The sequence below is a fragment of the Ilumatobacter sp. genome, assembly GCF_030065885.1.
GTDB lineage: Bacteria > Actinomycetota > Acidimicrobiia > Acidimicrobiales > Ilumatobacteraceae > Ilumatobacter.
Window position 1 is genome coordinate 62,498 of sequence record NZ_JASJCS010000006.1, and the last position, 17,971, is coordinate 80,468.

At 70.1% G+C, this 17,971-nt stretch carries 13 protein-coding genes; 6 read left to right on the forward strand and 7 right to left on the reverse strand.

Translation table 11 applies throughout. From position 1 onward, the window contains the following. Positions 1-5: 5 nt before the first annotated feature. Together QNJ12_RS02450 and gluQRS are read right to left on the reverse strand one after the other, a co-directional pair. Positions 6-638, reverse strand: a complete 633-nt coding sequence (locus tag QNJ12_RS02450) for a 2OG-Fe(II) oxygenase (protein WP_300618385.1) — start codon at positions 636-638, stop codon at positions 6-8. 188 nt (positions 639-826) lie between these two features. Then, positions 827-1,747 (reverse strand): tRNA glutamyl-Q(34) synthetase GluQRS, encoded by a 921-nt coding sequence (gene gluQRS / locus QNJ12_RS02455; protein ID WP_300618387.1) that lies wholly within the window; start codon positions 1,745-1,747, stop codon positions 827-829. A gap of 17 nt (positions 1,748-1,764) precedes the next feature. Here gluQRS and QNJ12_RS02460 point away from each other — a divergent pair, with 17 nt between their 5' ends. From QNJ12_RS02460 to QNJ12_RS02480, 5 genes are all read left to right on the forward strand, one after another. Further along, positions 1,765-2,142 carry an HNH endonuclease gene (locus QNJ12_RS02460; protein ID WP_300618389.1) on the forward strand — a complete coding sequence of 126 codons (378 nt, stop codon included), beginning with the start codon at positions 1,765-1,767 and terminating at the stop codon, positions 2,140-2,142. Between the two features lie 167 nt (positions 2,143-2,309). Continuing rightward, positions 2,310-3,839 (forward strand): zinc ribbon domain-containing protein, encoded by a 1,530-nt coding sequence (locus QNJ12_RS02465; RefSeq protein WP_300618391.1) that lies wholly within the window; start codon positions 2,310-2,312, stop codon positions 3,837-3,839. Positions 3,840-4,159: 320 nt separating this feature from the next. Continuing rightward, positions 4,160-5,194 carry a low specificity L-threonine aldolase gene (locus QNJ12_RS02470; protein ID WP_300618393.1) on the forward strand — a complete coding sequence of 345 codons (1,035 nt, stop codon included), beginning with the start codon at positions 4,160-4,162 and terminating at the stop codon, positions 5,192-5,194. 21 nt (positions 5,195-5,215) lie between these two features. After that, complete coding sequence (locus tag QNJ12_RS02475; RefSeq protein WP_300618395.1) at positions 5,216-5,800, forward strand: pyridoxamine 5'-phosphate oxidase family protein; 585 nt, start codon at positions 5,216-5,218, stop codon at positions 5,798-5,800. Positions 5,801-5,875: 75 nt separating this feature from the next. After that, positions 5,876-6,886, forward strand: coding sequence for an adenosine deaminase (locus QNJ12_RS02480; protein ID WP_300618397.1), 1,011 nt, complete (start codon positions 5,876-5,878; stop codon positions 6,884-6,886). A gap of 7 nt (positions 6,887-6,893) precedes the next feature. Here the strand turns inward: QNJ12_RS02480 and QNJ12_RS02485 are convergent, their stop codons facing one another. Genes QNJ12_RS02485 through QNJ12_RS02500 form a run of 4 tightly spaced genes read right to left on the reverse strand, consistent with a single transcriptional unit; the run spans position 6,894 to position 11,594 of the window. Next, positions 6,894-7,832, reverse strand: a complete 939-nt coding sequence (locus QNJ12_RS02485) for an ABC transporter permease (RefSeq protein WP_300618399.1) — start codon at positions 7,830-7,832, stop codon at positions 6,894-6,896. A gap of 1 nt (position 7,833) precedes the next feature. Next, on the reverse strand, positions 7,834-8,862 hold the full coding sequence (locus QNJ12_RS02490; RefSeq protein WP_300618401.1) for an ABC transporter permease: 1,029 nt from the start codon (positions 8,860-8,862) through the stop codon (positions 7,834-7,836). After that, the gene (locus tag QNJ12_RS02495; RefSeq protein ID WP_300618403.1) at positions 8,859-10,328 is read right to left on the reverse strand and encodes an ABC transporter ATP-binding protein; all 1,470 of its coding nucleotides are present in this window, start codon (positions 10,326-10,328) and stop codon (positions 8,859-8,861) included. The genes QNJ12_RS02490 and QNJ12_RS02495 overlap by 4 nt, the downstream gene beginning before the upstream one ends. A gap of 54 nt (positions 10,329-10,382) precedes the next feature. Next, positions 10,383-11,594, reverse strand: coding sequence for a BMP family protein (locus QNJ12_RS02500; RefSeq protein ID WP_300618405.1), 1,212 nt, complete (start codon positions 11,592-11,594; stop codon positions 10,383-10,385). A gap of 163 nt (positions 11,595-11,757) precedes the next feature. Between QNJ12_RS02500 and QNJ12_RS02505 the strand changes: the two genes are divergently transcribed. After that, entirely contained in the window at positions 11,758-11,916 is a 159-nt protein-coding gene (locus tag QNJ12_RS02505; protein ID WP_300618407.1) for a hypothetical protein, read from the forward strand. Positions 11,917-12,250: 334 nt separating this feature from the next. Here the strand turns inward: QNJ12_RS02505 and QNJ12_RS02510 are convergent, their stop codons facing one another. Continuing rightward, positions 12,251-17,875 (reverse strand): hypothetical protein, encoded by a 5,625-nt coding sequence (locus tag QNJ12_RS02510; RefSeq protein WP_300618409.1) that lies wholly within the window; start codon positions 17,873-17,875, stop codon positions 12,251-12,253. Between the last annotated feature and the right edge of the window lie 96 nt (positions 17,876-17,971).

The following is a 17,971-nucleotide window of genomic DNA, read 5'->3' on the forward strand; positions in this document are numbered from 1 at the left end:
CCCGTTCAGAAGACGTCGACGCCGCCCGGCAGCTCACACCAGATCGTCAGGGCGTACTTGACGCCCGAGCGCAGCGGCGCGGCCTCGTGCGGGTGGGTGACCAGCGACGGCCAGGTTAGGAGGCTGCCGACCGGCTGGTGGGCGTTGTCGTAGTCCTGGCGCGGGAACGTGAGCTCGGCGCCGTCGTAGCCGTCGTTGAGGCGCACGCTGGCAGAGACCTGGGCGACGTCCTGATGGAGCCGAAGCGACTCCTGCTCACCGGCGACGTACCGGATGACGAAGGCGTCCCGGAGCCCCTGGTACTCGATCAGCGGCCACACACGCTGGAGTCGGGGCCAGATGCGAGCCCCGACGTCGTCCTGGACGGCGCCGAACAGCGCCGGGCTGATCGAGGCCAGCGAGACCTCGTGGCCGGGGACCGGGTCGGCGGGGTCGGGGTCGAAGCCACCGACCAGTTCGGCGGCACGGATCACCGTCGCGCAGAACCCGGGCGTCCAGAACGGGAGCAGGTACAGCTCGTCGGCCACTTCGTCCGGACCGTCGGGATCGTCGGGATCGTCGCCACCCGCTGCGTCGATCGCGTCCCGGTAGCCGAGGATGCGGTCGAGGTCGTCGTGCTGGTACTCCGGCTCGGTCACCGCACTCATCGTTGCAGGTCCGACAGCCGGGTCGGGTCGAAACGATCGACACTCATCGCTGCAGGTCCGACAGCCGGGTCGGGTCCCTCGGCATCGTCGTCGGGTCGAAACGATCGACACTCATCGTTGCAGGTCCGACAGCCGGGTCACGTCCCCGGGCATCGTCGTCGGGTCGAAACGATCGACACTCATCGCTGCAGGTCCGACAGCCGAGTCGGGTCCCTCAGCATCGTCGTCGGGTCGAAGCGATCGACGAGCCGGTCGGCCGTCACCCGCTCACCGGGTGTGGCCAGGCCGAGCGAGCGGGCGAGCACCGAGACGACGTCGGCGACGGCCCAGCCCTCCTCCTGCAACTCGCCGATGGTGACGGCGCCGTCGCGTTTCGCGAGACGCCGGCCCTCGTCGCCGTGCACGAGCGGCACGTGGAGGTACTCCGGTGTCGGCAGGTCGAGCAGCCGCTGGAGCAGGATCTGGCGCGGCGTCGACGTCAGCAGATCGTCGCCGCGGACCACCTGCGAGACGCCCTGCGCGGCGTCGTCGATGACGACGGCGAGGTTGTACGCCGGCACGCCGTCGGCCCGAGCGAGCACGACGTCGTCGACGGCACCCTCGTATCGGCCGACCACCCGGTCCTCGACCGCGACCACCTGACCGTCGGTTCGCAGTCGGATCGCCGGGCGCCGGCCTGCCGCTTCACGTTCGGCGCGATCGGCTCGGGTGAGATCGCGGCAGGTGCCCGGGTACGCGCCGTCGGGCAGATGGACGTGAGGTGCGCTGGCGGCCGCCTCGATCTCGGCCCGGATCTCACGCCGGCTGCAGTAGCAGTGGTAGACGAAGCCGCCGTCGACGAGCCGGTCGATCTCGACCCGGTACAGGTCGAACCGGTCGCTCTGGCGCAGTACCGGCCCGTCCCAGTCGAGGCCCAGCGCGGCGAGGTCGTCGAGCTGGCGTTGCTCGTGCTCGGCGGCCGACGTGACCCGATCGAGGTCCTCCATGCGGACGAGGTAGTCGCGACCGGTGCTGCGCGCGGCCAGCCAGGCGACCAGCGCGGTGCGCAGGTTGCCGAGATGCAGCTCACCCGTCGGTGAAGGTGCGAAGCGACCTGCCATGCGTCCATTCTGGTGGCGTGCGCAGCCGACGACAGCTGAATCGCCGCGAGCGGATGGCGATCATCCTCGAACGCGACGGCGCCGAGTGCGTGTGGTGCCGCCGGCCGCTCGAGGTGGGCCTGGTGGCAGCGACCACCGAGCACCTCGTGCCACGGATCAAAGGGGGGCCGAGCTGGGTCGAGAACGAGCTCGCCGCCTGCCGGCGCTGCAACGGCGAGCGGGGCCACCGCACGCCGGGCGAGTGGTTCGACGAGTGCGACCGGCGTGGATGGGAGCCCAACCGCGGCGCGATCGTCTCGGCGCTCCGGTCGCTACAGGCGGCGATCGCCGAGCGCGGCGGCCAGCGGAGGGCCCGCCCCTACATCGCATCGCAGCTGCGTCGCCTCGATCTGTGAGCCGGCGCCGATCGTCGTGGCGACTCGGGTCCGGCGCATCGGCTCGGTGCCGGCTCGTCTCCTCTCGATCCGGTGCCGACTCGCACCTGCCCGCCCACGTCTCGGTTCCGTGACGAGTGGATGAATCGGCGGGTGGGCCGTGAGCTGGGCGAATAGGATCGCATCGCATGGTGTGTCACCAGTGCGGGAGGGCGGTGCAACCCGGCGATCGCTTCTGCACCGGATGCGGCGCCTCGCTCGAGGACGCGACCGACACCACCGAGGTCCTCGCGACCACCCCGTCCGGCGACGCCACCACCCCGGAGACCGACACGACCCCCGAGCACGGCACACCGGCCGCGACGCCGACCTCGTCGCCGACGTCGCCGACACCGGTCTCGCCGGTCTCGCCGGTGTCGACGACACCGCAGGCGTCGCCGGTGTCCGAGCCCCTGCCGACCGAGCCGGTCCCGATCCAGGCGAGTCGGCCAACTGCCGCACCCGAGCCCGACGGCGAAGCGCCGGCAATCGTCGACGACGATGCCGGATGGGGCGAGGCCGACCCGGTCTGGGCCGCGACCGGCAGCATGCCCGCGCAGGGCGTCACGACCGGCGACCTGCCGTCGACCGAGCCGATCACCGAGGTGTGGATGGACTCGGTCGAGGCCGAGACCACGACGCCGACGGAGACGCCGCCACCCGCCGCCGACGCCCCTCCGACCGGCCCGATCGCGGCCACACCGACGGCGACCGCCGAGATGCCGGCGGTCGTGGCGCCGCCACCCGCCCGCCAGCGCTTCCGGTTCGGCGCCGTGACCCTGATCGGCATCGGCACCGGCATCGTCACCCTCGTCAGCCTGTTCGCCAACGTGCTGTCGGTCACCAGCGACACGCGTCTCGACCCGACCGGCGACGTGCCGTTCGGCTTCCGGACCGGCACGTGGATCGTCGACGATCTCGCCGACAACCTCGCGATCGCCGGCCTGCTGGCCGTGCTGATGATGGTGGTCGGCGGCATCGCAGCCGGATTCCACTGGCACTGGGGTGCCGGGCTGGCGGGCGGGGCCGGGTTGGCGTTCGCCGGCGTCAGCGCACTCACGATCGGCCTCGCGCAGATCCCGATCGACGCCGCGCACGAGTTCGCCCGCATCCCCACCGAGGAACCGTTCACGCTCACGATCACCCGCGACCTCGGCTACTGGATGCTGCTCGTCGCCGGCGCGCTGGGCGTCGTGCTCTTCTTCGCCGCGATCAACGACGCGCTCGACGACCGGCGGCCGGGTCTCAATCCGTGGATCGCGGCGCTCGGCGCATTGGCGGGCGTCGTGGCCGCCGCAGGGCCGCTGATCCCCGAGAGCCTGGCCGTGTTCAGCGACAACTGGTACGTCGTCGACGCCCCGGGCGAGCCGCCGGCGATGCTCCTCGTCACCCGGCTGGTCCAGCTCGCGATGCTCGCGATCACCGGCACCGTCGGGTTCCTCTCGGTGCGTCGATGGGGGCTCGGCGTCGCCGTCGGGGGTGCGCTGCCCGCCATCTGGCTGGCGGTCAGCGTGCTGTTCGAGCTCGGCGACAACCCCGTCGGCCCGGGCTTCCGCAACCCCGGGGCGACCGACATGCACCTCCACGGGGTGACGATCATCGGGGTCAGCGCCGTCGCGGCGATGGCCGTCCTGGCCGTCATCAGCGCCTACGACCAGGGCGTCCGGGAACGCCGCTGACCGGCTCCGATCGATCGCCGGCGACGAGCATGGCGACCAGCGTGGTGACGACTGTCACCCCTGCATACGGGGTAGTTCCGGGAATCGCCGGGCACCCTGGATCGTTGAAGTGGGTGTCCGGCCCACCCCCCGTCGCCGGCACCGAGAAGGAGCACGACCATGTGGTCGGAACACATCGACGAAGTACGCATCTCCACCCGATTGCACAACGAAGGACGCACGTCCGTCACCCGATTCTGGAACCGTCGCCCCGAGCGCCGTCGCCGCCGCCCGGCGTGACCGACGGCGGGCCGGGCGCGTCACGCTGCTAGAACCCCGTCGTGCACGCGATCGAGCTCCGATCCGACAACGCGGCGGGTGTGGCACCAGCGATCGTCGAGGCGATGGTCGGGGCGAACGTCGGCACGGCGATCGCCTACGGCGACGACGCGCTCACCGCGTCGCTCCAGCGGCGCGTGCGCGAGGTGTTCGAGCACGAGTCGGCCCGGGTCTTCCCGGTCACCAGCGGCACCGCTGGCAACTCTCTGGCGCTGTCGGCGCTGTGCCCGCCGTGGGGGGCGGTGCTCTGCCACGAGACCGCCCACATCCTCAACAGCGAGGGCGGCGCGACGTCGCTGCTCGGCGGCGGCGCCGTGATGCGCGGCGTCCCGGGGCCCGACTTCCGGGTGTCGGCCGACACCGTCTCGGCCGCCCTCGACTCGGTGCGGTGGGGTGATCCGCACCACTCGCAGCCGTCGGTGCTGTCGCTGACGCAGCCGACCGACATGGGCACGGTATATCCCGTCGCCGAGGTCGCCGCCCTCGGCGAAGCGGTCCGGGGCCGTGGGCTGAGCGTCCACATGGACGGCGCTCGAATCGCCAACGCGATCGTGTCGCTCGGCTGCTCGCCGGCCGAGATCACGTGGCGGGCCGGCGTCGACGTGCTGACGCTGGGCGCCACCAAGAACGGGGCGCTCTCGTCGGAGGTGATCGTGTCGTTCGACGACCGGGCGTCCGACGAGCTCGTGTACCGGACGAAGCGGTCGGGACACGTGACCTCGAAGATGCGCTTCCAGTCGGCTCAGCTCCTCGCCTACCTCGACGACGACCTCTGGCTGCGGCTGGCGGCGAACTCGAACGAGCGCATGGCGCAGCTCGCGCGCGGGCTGCGCGAGCTCGGCATCGGTTTCGTCAACCGCCCCGACGTCAACATGCTGTTCGCGCAGGTCGCCGACGACGTCGCGACACGGCTGGAGGAGGCCGGCCTGCTCTTCTACCGGATCGCGCCGGGCCTGATCCGCCTCGTCACCAGCTGGCAGACCACCGTCGACGAGGTCGAGCAGGCGCTCGGCGCGTTCACACGGGCACTCCGGTGAGCGTTGTGCGACGCTGGTCCGATGACCGAACACGTCGGTGACCTGTACGGCGAGGGCGCCCGCGCCCTCCAGGACAGGTTCGACTCGCGCCGGCTGGCGGATCGCCTCGCCGACCTGACCGTCCACACCGAGCTCACCGACGACGACATCGAGCTGATCGGCGCGCAGTCGACGGTGTGGCTGTCGACCGTCGACGCGCAGGGGTGGCCCGACGTCTCCTACAAGGGCGGCGACCCGGGCTTCGTCCAGGTCGTCGGGCGGACCGAGCTCCGGATCCCGAGCTACGACGGCAACGGGATGATGCGGTCGATGGGCAACATCGCCGACACCGGCCGCGTCGGGCTGCTGTTCGTCGACACCGCGCGGCCGTGGCGGCTGCGGGTCCACGGCACGGCGCGCGTCAGCTCCGATCCGTCCGACGTCGCCGCTCACCACGGCGCCCAGGCCGTGATCGTCGTGACGGTCGGCCGGCTGTTCCCCAACTGTGGTCGGTACATCCACCAGGGCGATCGCGTGTCCGAGTACGTGCCCCGCGAGGGCCACGAACCACTGGTGCCCGAGTGGAAGACCTACGACGTCGTCGCCGACGTGCTGCCGCGCAACTGAGTCAGAGACGGACCGGCGGCACGCAGGGCCGTTCGGCACTTCCCCGCTCTCGCGGCGCGCGGTTCAATAGGGCGGATGAGTTCGCTCGACCACTTCGTCCGCGGCCTCCCGAAGGCCGAACTGCACGTTCACATCGAGGGCACGCTCGAGCCCGAGCTGATGTTCGAGCTGGCCGAGCGCAACGGTGTGCGGCTGCCCTACTCGAGCGTCGACGACGTCCGCGCGGCGTACTCGTTCACCGACCTGCAGTCGTTCCTCGACATCTACTACGCCGGCGCCTCGGTGCTGTGCGAGCAGCAGGACTTCGACGACCTGATGACCGCCTACCTGCATCGTGCGCACGCCGACGGTGTGCGTCGCGCCGAGATCATGTTCGACCCGCAGACCCACCTCGAGCGTGGCGTCGACTTCGACGCGTTCATGCCCGGCTTCCTCGGCGCGATCGAACGCGCCGAGGCCGAGCTGGGCATCTCGTGCGGGCTGATCATGTCGTTCCTCCGCCACATGCCGGTCGAGTCGGCGATCGAGACGTTCGCCGAGTCGGCGCCGTACCACGACGTGCTGCTCGCGGTCGGCCTCGACAGCTCCGAGATCGATCATCCCCCGGCTGACTTCCTCCCGGTGTTCGAGCTGGCTCGTCGCCATCAGCTGCACACCGTCGCCCATGCCGGCGAGGAAGGCCCACCCGAGTACGTGTGGGCTGCGCTCGACGTGCTGCGCGTCGAGCGGATCGACCACGGCGTGAAGGCCGAACCAGATGCCGAGCTGGTGGCGCGCCTGGCGACCGACCAGATGCCGCTGACGATGTGCCCGCTCTCGAACGTGGCACTCGGCGGGTTCGCCCGGCTCGAGGACCACAACCTGAAGCGGATGATGGATCGCGGCGTGAAGGTCACCATCAACTCCGACGACCCGGCGTACTTCGGCGGCTACGTCGGCGACAACTACGTGCAGACCGCGGAGGCGCTCGGGCTGACCCGTGACGACCTCGTCACCCTCGCCGCCAACTCGATCGAGGCGAGCTTCGCACCCGACGAGGCGAAGGCGGCCTGGCTCGACGAGCTGCGCACGGTCCCGGTCGTCTGACGAGGCCCTACTCGCGCACGAAGGCGGTGCCGCTCCCCGACGGCGCGTTGCTCGCGAGGAAGTTGCGCCAGCGAGGGAAGCGGTCGCCGAGGCGGTGGAACCACTCGGTGTTGATCAGGGTGATCGCGAGGATCATCAGCAGGAACGGGAGCTGGGTCAGCACCTGGACCCAGTCGGGGAACTGCACCTGGAACTCGCCGGCGACGTAGAGCAGGCCCCGGTAGAGGTAGCAGGCCAGCGCGACGCGGAACGGGTGCCACCCCCCGAAGATCACGAACGCGAGCGCGATCCAGCCGAGGTTGGTCGTCAGGTTCTCGCGCCACCCGGCGATCTGGTCGAGCGAGACAGCGGCGCCCGCCAGGCCGACCAGACCGCCGCCGACGATCGTGTAGACGTACCGCAGCCGGTTGACCGGCACGCCGCGCGCGAACGCGGCCTCGGGCCGCTCGCCGACTCCCTGCAGCTCGAGCCCTCGGCGCGTGCGGTAGATGTACCAGTAGGCGAGGACGACCACGACGAAGCTGCCGTAGACCGACAGGTTGTGCTGGAAGAACAGCGTGCCGGCGACCGGGATGTCGGCGAGCAGCGGGATGTCCCACGCCGGCACCTTGGGTCCGGGCTCGCCGACGTAGGAGTCGCCGAGGAAGAGGGCGAGCTGGCGGGCGAGCAGGAACAGCACGAAGCCGACGGCGATCTGGTTGAGGCGCAGTTCGATCGATGCGAACGCCACGAGCGCGGCGACCGCCATCGAGACGCCGATCGCCGCCAGGAACCCGACGACGACGCTGCCGCTCGTGAACGCGGCCGCGAAGCCGACCATGGCCGACAGCAGGATCGACCCGTCGAGGCTGAGGTTGACGACGCCGGCCTTCTCGCTGATCGTCTCGCCGATGGTGGCGTACACGAGCGGGGCGGCGGCGGCGATGATGCCGGCGAGCACGTCCACGTCAGCCTCCTCCCGCCATCCGGGTGCGACGGGCCTGCCAGCCGCCGACGAGCAGGATGAACAGCACCAGCATCCCCTGCATCACGCCGGCGAGCGACGAATCGATGTCGAGGCGCAGCGAGAGCTGCGTGCTACCGACCAGCATCGCTGCGAAGAAGAGCGCGATCGGTGCGGTCAGCGGCGCCCGGAACGCGGCGAGCAGCACGACGAGGATGCCGAGGAAGCCGTAGCCACCCGAGATCGACGGCACGAGCTTGTGCTGGAAGCCGATCGCCTGCACGGTGCCGGCGATGCCGGCGAGGGCACCACACGCGGCGAACGCCGACAGCATGTACCGGCCCGTCGGGATGCCGAGCAGGGCCGCGCTCTCGGGGTTGTGACCGACGGCCTTGAGGCGCAGGCCGTACCGGGTGCCGCGCAACAGCACGTACACGACGGCCACCGACGCAACGGCGAGCGCGATCGCCAACCACGAGTAGTCGTTGGCGGTCGGCAGCCAGTACCGCTCGTCGAACAGGTCGGTGCCCGACGTCGAGGCGATGCCCTCCCGCGACCAGGGCCCGATGATCAGGTAGACGGCGATTGCGCTCGCGACGAAGAACAGCGCCACGCCCGAGAAGATCTCGTGCACGCCGAACTTGGCACGCAGCCCGCCGGGGATCAGCGCCCAGCCGACTCCGAAGGCCATCCCGCCGAAGAACGCCAACGTGATCACGACGACCGGCGGGCCACTGACCTCGCGGACCACCCATGACGAGCCGATCGCGCCCATGACGATCTGGCCCTCGACGCCGATGTTCCACATACCGGCCTGGAACGTGACGAGCAGGCCGGCCGCCGCGATCGTGAGCGGCACCCACGTGATCAAGGTGGCGGGGATCTTGTTGCTGCGTCCCAGCGATCCCTCCCACAGCTGGCGGAATGCGTCGAGCGGCGGGGCGTCGACGGCGAGCAGCAACAACACCGTCGCGGCGAGGGCCAGGGCGACCGACACGGCAGGCACGCGCAGCCGCTCGAACCGCTCGATCACGTCACCACCTCACTGCCACCGATCAGATGGCCGAGCTCGTCGACACCGGAGGCCGCGGCGTCGACGACGCCGATCACGCGTCCGTCGAAGAAGACCGCGATGCGATCGGCGTATCGCAGCAACTCGTCGAGATCGGCCGACGCGAACACGATCGCGGTGCCGGTCCCGCGGCGGGCGAGGATCTGCTCCCACACCCATTCGGCCGACTCGATGTCGAGACCGCGGGTCGGGTGTTCCATCAGCAGCAGACGGATGTCGTCGGGCATCATCGCCAGCAGCAGCCGCTGCTGGTTGCCGCCCGACAGCGACTCGGCGGTCGAGTCGGGGACGCCCTTGATGAAGTGGGCGTCGATGTCGTGAGCCGCCTCCGCCTCGGCCTTGCCCCAGTCGACGAAGAACGATCGGCGGCCGCTCGCCAGCTCGAAGTGCTCGGTGAGGGTGAGCCCGGCGACGAGACCCTCCTCGAGGCGCCCCGCCGGCAGATAGTGCACGCCGGCATCGCGGTGCTCGCGGTAGCTCCGGCCGGCGAGGTCGGCGCCGGCGAGACGGATCGACCCGCTCTCGGGCCGCAGGAGGCCGGTGCAGGCCTTCAGGAGCGTGCGCTGGCCCGACCCCTCCAGCCCGGCCAGGCCGAGCACCTCGCCCTCGTGCACCCGCATCGTCAGCTCGGGGACTCGCACCAAGCGCTCGGAGAGGGTGACCCGGTCGAGCTCGAGTGCCACGCTGCCGAGGTCGATCGGCGAGCGATCGCCCTCGACGAACACCTGCCCGAACATCATCTCGACGAGCTGCTCGGTCGGTGTCGGCATCTCGCAGTCGCCGACCACCTGGCCGGCGCGCATCACGGTGACCCGGTCGCACAGCTGCTCGATCTCCTCCAGCTTGTGGGAGACGAAGATGACGATCAGCCCGTCCTCGGCGAGGAGCCTGAGCACCTCGAACAGCTTCTCGCGCTGCGACGCCGAGATCCCGGTGGTCGGCTCGTCGAGGATCAGGACGCGGGCGCCGAGCCAGATCAGCCGGGCGATCTCCAACTGTTGGCGCTCACCGACCGTGAGCGTCTGGGCGAGCGTGTTGGGGTCGAACGAGAAGCCGTAGCGGTCGCAGGCCTGCCGTAGGGCTCCGGCACCGGCCTTGCGGTCGAGCCGGAGCCGGCCGGGGCTGCCGAGCAGGAAGTTGTCGAGCACCGAGAACGGTCCGAACACGAGCGGGTCCTGGTGGAGCATGCCGACACCCGCCTGCACGGCATCGCGCGGCGAGCGCAGCTCGAGCCGCTCGCCGTGCAGCGTGACGGTGCCGTGGTCGGCCTCGATGAAGCCGGACAGCACCTTCATCAGCGTCGACTTGCCGGCGCCGTTCTCGCCGAGCAGCCCGTGCAGCTCGCCGGCCTCGACCGTCAGCGTGACCCCGTCGTTCGCCCGAACCGGGCCGAACGCCTTGTGGATGTCGCGCAGCTCGAGGCTCATGGTGTCGGCAGCACGTTACAGAGGGTGTCTGACACCTTCTGTAACGCTGCGTCGTCACTCGGGGGCGCTGGCGCCCTCGATGCCCTCCAGGAGCTGTTCGGTGTACCAGACCTCGAAGTCGGACGCCGTCTCGCCGTCCTCGACGAACGTCGAGCCGTCCTGGTACGTCAGCGGACCGGCCCAGAGGTTGATCTCGCCGCTGCCGAGGTCGTCGATGAACAGGCCGAGCTGTTCGGCGTCGTCACCGGCGAGCCCGTCGCCGTTCAACCACCCGATCGCGCTCGTGTCGCGGTCGTTGAGATCGTCCCAGTTGGGGCCGACCCACTCCCATCCGGCCTCGAAGTCGTCGTCGATGACCGACTGAGCGATGTCGAGGTACGAGGGACCCCAGTTGAAGTAGGGCACGCCGAGGCACACGCTGGGCGCCTCGCTGCAGGCGTCCTCGAAGTCGTACGGCACGGCCCACACCGCTTCGCCGGCGTCGGACTCCTGCCCCGCGCGGACGAGCGCCTCGGTGGTGTCGATCCCCGAGATGATCACGTCGGAGCCGGCGGCCAGGAACTCGTTGGTCACCTGTGTCGGGTCGAGCGTGAACCCGGGGATGTTGAACCAGAAGCCGATCCACTTCACCTCGAACGCGAGGTCGTCGGCACTGTTGCCGAGCACCTCGGTCCAGCAGTGCGTCGCACCGAGGTACGCCGAGTTGACGAGCCGGCGGGTCTCGTCGTTGATCAGCGGGCCCAGGTACGAGAGGCGCCCGGTCTCGGTGGTGAGGGCCGCGGCGCAGCCGGCGATCATCTTGCCGAACTCCATCTGGCCCATCACGTTGCCGAGGTTCTCGAGATCCTCGCGGTACGCCTTGCCCTGGTCCCAGGCGCTGTCGCCGGTCGACCAGATCATCGGCACCTCGGGGTTGTTGGCGGCCGCCTCGGCGATGCCGTCCTTCATGTCGTCGGACGTGGCGAAGATCAGGTCGGCGCCCTGATCGATCATGTCGGTGACGACCGAGTCGATCGTGGTCTCGGGTCGGTCGGAGGTGTTGACCTTGTCGAGCACGATCAGGTTCTCCGCTGGCAGGCCGAGCTCCTCCATCACGTACTCGCCGGCTTCGAAGTGGGCCTGCGACCAGCCGGTGTCGTTCTGCGGGCCGACGAGGATCATCCCGATCTGGAAGTCCTCGGAGGCCTCGCCGCCGTCGTCGTCGCCGCACGCTCCTGCGACGAGCGCCAACGCTGCGAGTAGTGGCAAGGTCCGTGAGACACGCATGTCCCTCTCCCTCCTCTTGAACCCGCGATCGAACGTACCCCACCCGGGCGGTTCGCCGGAACGGCCGGAAGGCCCTACTTGCGAGCACGGTTGGGATAACCCCACCTCGGAGACGCCCGCGCGCCCCATCGAATCCGGGGCCCGCGTCATCGACGATATGGGCATGGAGTCGCTCACCGGATTGCTCACCGATCGCCTGATCGATCCGGCGATCATCGTGCCGGCGGTGACCGTCACCGGTGTGATCGTCAGCGGCTTCGCCGCCCGCGTCGCCGAGCGCGTCCAGGAGCGCCACTCCCGCCGCCGCCTCGCCGCCAACTGACCGCCGACCCGACCGAACCACCAGCAGCCGACCCGGCCCACGAACCGACCCGGGAACGGGAAGAGGGCCGGCGTACGCACCGGCCCTCCGACATCCTTTCAACCCGCACCGGGTGAACCCCGGCTCGCTCCATCTGGGACGAACGCCCAGCCTCACGCCGCGCCGGGCCGTCCGGTTCGATACGCCCGACCGTGCCCCGGGAAAGATGGTGGTCGAAGTGACCACCGCCGGAGGCAGCACGACCTGCATGCAACCGTCGTTGCACCCCGTTCGAGCGACTACTGCGGATCGGCCGTTGTGGCGGCGCTACTGCGAGTCAGTCTGTTTTCTTGGCTCAGAACGTTACCACTCGCTGCTGCGAGCCCGATTCGAGCAGCAGGCGCAGCGGGAACGCGCCGTCGCTGTCGTCCAGGCTCAGCACGATCCGCAGGTCGGCGAGATCCTGGACCGGTAGCGTCGCCTCCTCGAACGACACCGAGATGTCGTACGCGTCGTAGACCTTCTTCGCGCCGCTCTCGAACCGCCGGCTGCCGACGTACGCGAAGGGGAACTCGCCCTCGATGCCGACGTTGGAGAACGGCGTCCAGAACTGCACGAGCGGCACGTCGTCGGAGTCCTTCTTCGTGCCGGCCTTGACCATGGTCTTGGCCCCTTCGGCCGGGTCGACCGTCACCACCGGCACGGGCAGCTGGATGTCGCCGATGGGGAGCAGCGCGAAGCCGTCGAAGTCGAGGAGGGTGACGTTCGTCGAGATCGAGCTGTCGAACACGAACTCGCTGCTCGCCAACGGCAGGATCTGACGGTTCTCGGCGTTGCCGGACCCGGGGAGCCCGGCGCCGAGCGTCCAGGCGCCGCGGAACATGAAGCTCGCCTGCTGCCCCGTGACGTCGACCGAGAAGTCGGCGTCGATCTGCAGCTCGAGGAAGAGATGGGCCACGTCGACACCTGTCCCCGGGATCTCGCCCGGCGTGATCTCGAGCCCGATGTTGGCGCTGCCGCCGATCGCGAGACCCTCGCTCCCGACGCGCACGTGCCCACCCAGCCACTTGCGACCGTGCCAGTACAGGTCGCCGCGCATCGCCAGCTCGAAGCGATCGTGCGACGCGCCACCCGAGCTCGCGGGCAGCGCCCGGATCGCACCGGCACCGACGATCTCGGCGCCGAGCACGCCGAGCCGTCCCTCACCCTCGAGCGTGAAGGCGGGCCGCGAGGCACGGCGCAGGTCGACCTCGCCCTTGATCCGCATCGCGACGTCGACCGACTCGAGCACGGGGAACGCGGTGACGAGCGGGGAACCCGAACCGCCCTGCTTGCCGAGCATCAGTTCGAACGACGCGAAGCGGTCGGCGACGCGGACCTCGACCTCGGCGAACGTCTCGCCGAGCACGGTCACCGTGCCGCGACCGGCGAACGCGACCGACCCGTCGCCCGACCGAGCACCCGGTGCGGAACCGCCGGCGGCGACGTGGCCGGCGCCGTCGATGTGGAGCTCGATCAAGCTCGGGAAGCGGCCGGTCGCCGGCATCGGCGCGTAGGCGAGCCGGCCGGCGAACGCCGCCAGCTCATTGGTGACCCGCGCCGACCCGGTGATCGCCGCCGCGCCATCGAAGAGCGTGACCGTGGCGCCGGCGGCGAGCTCGAAGCGGCCGTCGCTGAACAGCGCCAGCCGTGCCGGCGTCTTCGCCGAGCCGACCTCGAGGCGGACGACGGACGGGATCGGCGCCCAGTCGATCCAACCCTCCGCCTGGACCCGGCCCGAGTAGCCACTGCGCTGCTGGCTACCGACGAGCCAGATGCGCCCGTCGCCGGCGAGCACGATCGGCACCCGCAGGCCGAAGACGCTCAGTTCGAGCGGTGCGGCACTCGCCGAAGCAACGAGGGCGAACGACCCGTTGCCGTACATGCGGCCGAGGAACCGCAGCCGCTGCTTGCCGAGCACCCGCACCCTGGCGCCGACGAACACGGCGCCGGAACCGTCGCCGCCGCCGAGGACGGGAGCAGGGCCGCTGTCGGGTTCGAGGTCGAGGTCGTCGACGGTGAACTGGCGGAACTCGATCCCGCGGAACAGCGAGACCGACTCGTCGGCGGCGACCAGGCGACGGCCGTCGAGCCGCGACGGTGCGAGGGCGACGCCCTCGGAGGACGCAGAGGACGCGGAGGACGCGGCGGCCGCGGCGTCGGGCTGTTCGAGTGACGCCCTGGCCTCGGCGTCGGTGGCCAGCACGAAGCAGGCGCTGGCCGAGAAGCCGGCGAGCTGCCCGGCGGTCCGGAACTTGCGGAGCTCGGGTGGGAGCTGGGCGACGAGGCGCCACGGGTCGAAGGCATCGGGGTCGGAGACGGCGGTCGTGAAGGAGCCGATGCCCTGCTCGGCGGCACCGCGCACGCCGTCGATCACCGGACCCGCAGCGCCGGCGACCGCCTGCACCATCGAGATCAACGTCTCGAGGTTGAGGGTGAAGCCGTACTGCTTCTCGACGATGCCGCCGATCGCGGGGAACATCTCGACGACGTGTTCGGGGACGCGCAGGTAGGCCTTGTCGAGCGTGAAGCGGATCGTGTTCGCGAGTGCGCCGTCGGGGTCGATCTGCATCATCGGGTTGCTGAGCAGCCCGAACGCCTCGATCGCTGCGAGCGGTGACGGGCTCGGGAAGGGCCGCTGCATCGTGAAGTTGATCTCGAACCCGGCGACGCGCAGGTTGGCGGCGATGTTGTCGAAGTACGGCTGGGTCGGATCGGCGAGGAAGTAGACCGGCATCAGGCCGGCGCTGCCGGCGAACATGCCGAACAGGACCAGGAGCTCGTCGACGATCAGCGTCATCCCGTCGGTCTCGGTCCCGATGTCGAGATCGCCGTCGAATCGGGCGTTCGGGAGGATGAAGAGCCCGAAGAACGGCGAGAACGCGATGCGCTTGACGTCGGCGTGGACGACCCCGTGGGCGATCACCTCGAGCCCGTCCCAGTACGGCCGGTCGCGGCCGGTCGGGCTGGACACCAGCGGCAGCGATCCGGGCGAGCGCAGATCGATGTCGAACTGCGGCACGGGGATGACGAGCGTGACCTTGCCGACCGTGATCACCATCGTGTCGAGCTTGAAGAACACGCTGTTGAAGCGCGGGAGCCGTACGCCGGCCCCGATGACGTCGGAGGTGTCCGCGTCCTCGACGAGCGCGGACGGCATCACGAGCTCGCCCTCGAAGTCGAAGGCGAACGAGTTCTTGTTGTAGCCGTACCCGACGCCGAGGCTCTTGATGGCGATCGAGCCGTCGTCGTAGCGAGTCCCGAACGACGGCAGCGGGATCGGGTCGCCGAACGACTCGAGCCGGGCATAGACGTACTCGCTCGACAGCCCCAGCGTCAGCGAGAAGTTCTCGATCGGCTTGAACGGGTCGTCGTCGCCGAACCCGGTGATGCGGCCGGTGCCCTCGAGCGCGATGCCGGACGGGTCGTCGAACGGGATCCGCAACTGGATGGACGGGAAGTGGAGCCGCAGCGTCGTGTCGACGTGCAGGAGGCCGAGCACCGTCTCGTGGATCGCCGTGTCGGCGACGACGAGGCTCTCGTATGTGGTCGCACCGCCGGGCCCGACCTTGTCGTGGATCGCCATCACGATCTGCAGCAGCGCCTTCTTCAGTTCGAGCGCAGCGACGTCCTTGGCGCGCTCGAACGGATCGCCGTCGGGCGGAGCGGCCTCGAGGTCGGCGATGTCGACGTCGATCTCGCCGACGAACGTCTCGAGGTTGGCGCCCGTCCAGTTCGTCCCGGTGCCGCGCAGCCGCTCGAGGTCGGCGACGCCGATCGGGTACTCAGGGATCTCGAGCGGGATCATGACGTCGGTGAGGCCGAGCGAGAACTCCTCGTCGGAGAGCCGGATCCGCGCCCGCAGCGGCGGCAGCCCCGTCATCCGGCACTCGAGGGTGAGATCGAACCGGAACGACAACCCGTCATCGGCGTCGTCACCGTCGGCACCCGGTGGTGCCGTGCCGAACGCGACCTCGAACCCGATCAGGCTGAAGCCGATCTCGAAGTCGATGTCGATGTCGTTGCCACCACCCTCGCCGCCGGACGCAAGTGCGCTCATCACGTCGAACACGTCGAGCGACACACCGAACGAGTCGAACTCGCCGCGCAGCGCCACCCACCAGTCGTCGTCGGCCAACGAGAGCTCGAGCGCGGCGCGTCCGACGACGTCGTCGAGACCGACGCCGTGCAGCAGTCCCTGCAGCTGTGCAGCGAACGGGAACGCGGCCGGCACGAACGGGCGGAAGGCGAACTCGCCCTCGAAGAGCATCCCTGCGCTCACGTCGCCGTCGTCGGATCCGAGCGTGAGGCCGGCCTTGGTGAGCTGGGTGGCGACGAACGGCTCGGCGGCCCGGCCACCGGGAAGGTCGACCTCGACACCGATCACGTCCTCCAGCTGCAGACCGCTCGAGAACGACGTGTCGTCGTCCTCGGAGACGTAGCTCGCGACGAACTCGGCGGCGATGATCCCCTCGTCGTCGCCGGCCGTCACGTCGAGCAGGTCGAAGCCCGGGATCGCGAGATCGGCGAGCCCGGGCGGCAGGCGCAGCCTGACCTTGGCGCTGAGCTCGATCTCGACGTCGGTGTCGGCGGTGGAGGCGCCGCCGGTGAACGCGTCGACGGATCGATACGTCAGGCGGAAGAACGATTCGATGTCGACGGCCTCGGGGCGGAAGTCGTCGGGCAGGAACGACCAGAGGTCGTCGAGGTGCGACACGCCGGTGCGCAGCTCGACGACGACCTGCGTGTCGGTGCCGGTGTCGGTCTCGGTCGATCGCCACGTGATCGTCGCCGCGATGTGGCCGTCGTCGGGGATGTCGATGTCGAAGTCGTCGATCGGGATGAGATGTGAGATCTCGTCCCACCGGAACTCGGCCGCGATCGCGACCTCGTCGAGCAAGTAGCCGCCGTCACCATCGTCACCACCGGCGTCGTCGGGGTCGTCGACGCGATGCCCGGCGACGAGGAGCTCGGCGCGGTCGACCGTGCCCAGCTGGCCGAGCTCGACGTCGACCAACTCGACCTCGACCCGATCGTGGCCGCCGACGTGCCGGAAGGCCGCCCGCGCCGATGCGACGTCGATCGTGAACCCGGCGAGGTCGGCGACGAGGCTCGTGAGACCGTCGATGGCGAACCCGTCGTCGCTGATCACGCCGCTCGCCTCGAACGATCGCACCGTGAGGTCGACCCCGGGAAACGAGACCGCGAGCGGATCGTCGCCGCGCTTGGCCAGTCGGAGCGACACGTCGTACTCGTCGTCGTCGACGTCGTCGTACCGGTAGGCGAGGCCGAACGTCGCCTCGAACAGCGCGTCGAAGAACGGCACGTCGAGCACGGCGGTGACCGCGAACGACTCGGGCAGGTTGGCCCGCACCGAGCCGGTCGCGCTCTCGATCGCGACCTGCCACGAGAACAGCGAGCCGAGCAGCTCGGTGTCGTCGCCCAGGCGACCCTGCGGATCGACGGCGACCTCCCAGCTCTGCGTGACGTCGAAGCTGACCCCCGGCGTGCCGACGGCGACCCGCTCGAAGTCGAGCCGGACGCCCGGCAGGTCGGCACCGTCGAGCTGGAGCTGGTGCAGCCAATACACGGTCGCCGCCTCGGCGTACACCCCGCGGAAGCTGCTGTCGAAGCCGACCGACCCGATCTCGGGGATCCAGTCCGCCTCGCGCAGCACGAACCGTGCCTCGTCGAGCCCGACCACGAGGCCGGTGCCGCCGATCTCGAACGGCGGCACCGTCACGACGACCGACGCGTCGACCTGCATGCCGTTCGAGGACCATCCGAGCGTGCCGCTGTCGATGTCGACGGACACGCCGTCGGCGCCGGTGACCGGGACGAACTCGTCGACGCCGTTCGCGCCGGGCACCCGCTCGACCGGCACGAGCAGCGGATGGCGGACCACGACGCTGAACGGGACCGGCCCGAGCTCGACCGACACGTCAGGGTGGATGCCGCCGCTGAGCGCCACGGGTTCGTCGGTGCCGCCGACGCCGACCGTGACGAGGTCGAAGCCCGGCGCGCCGAGCTCGAGGCG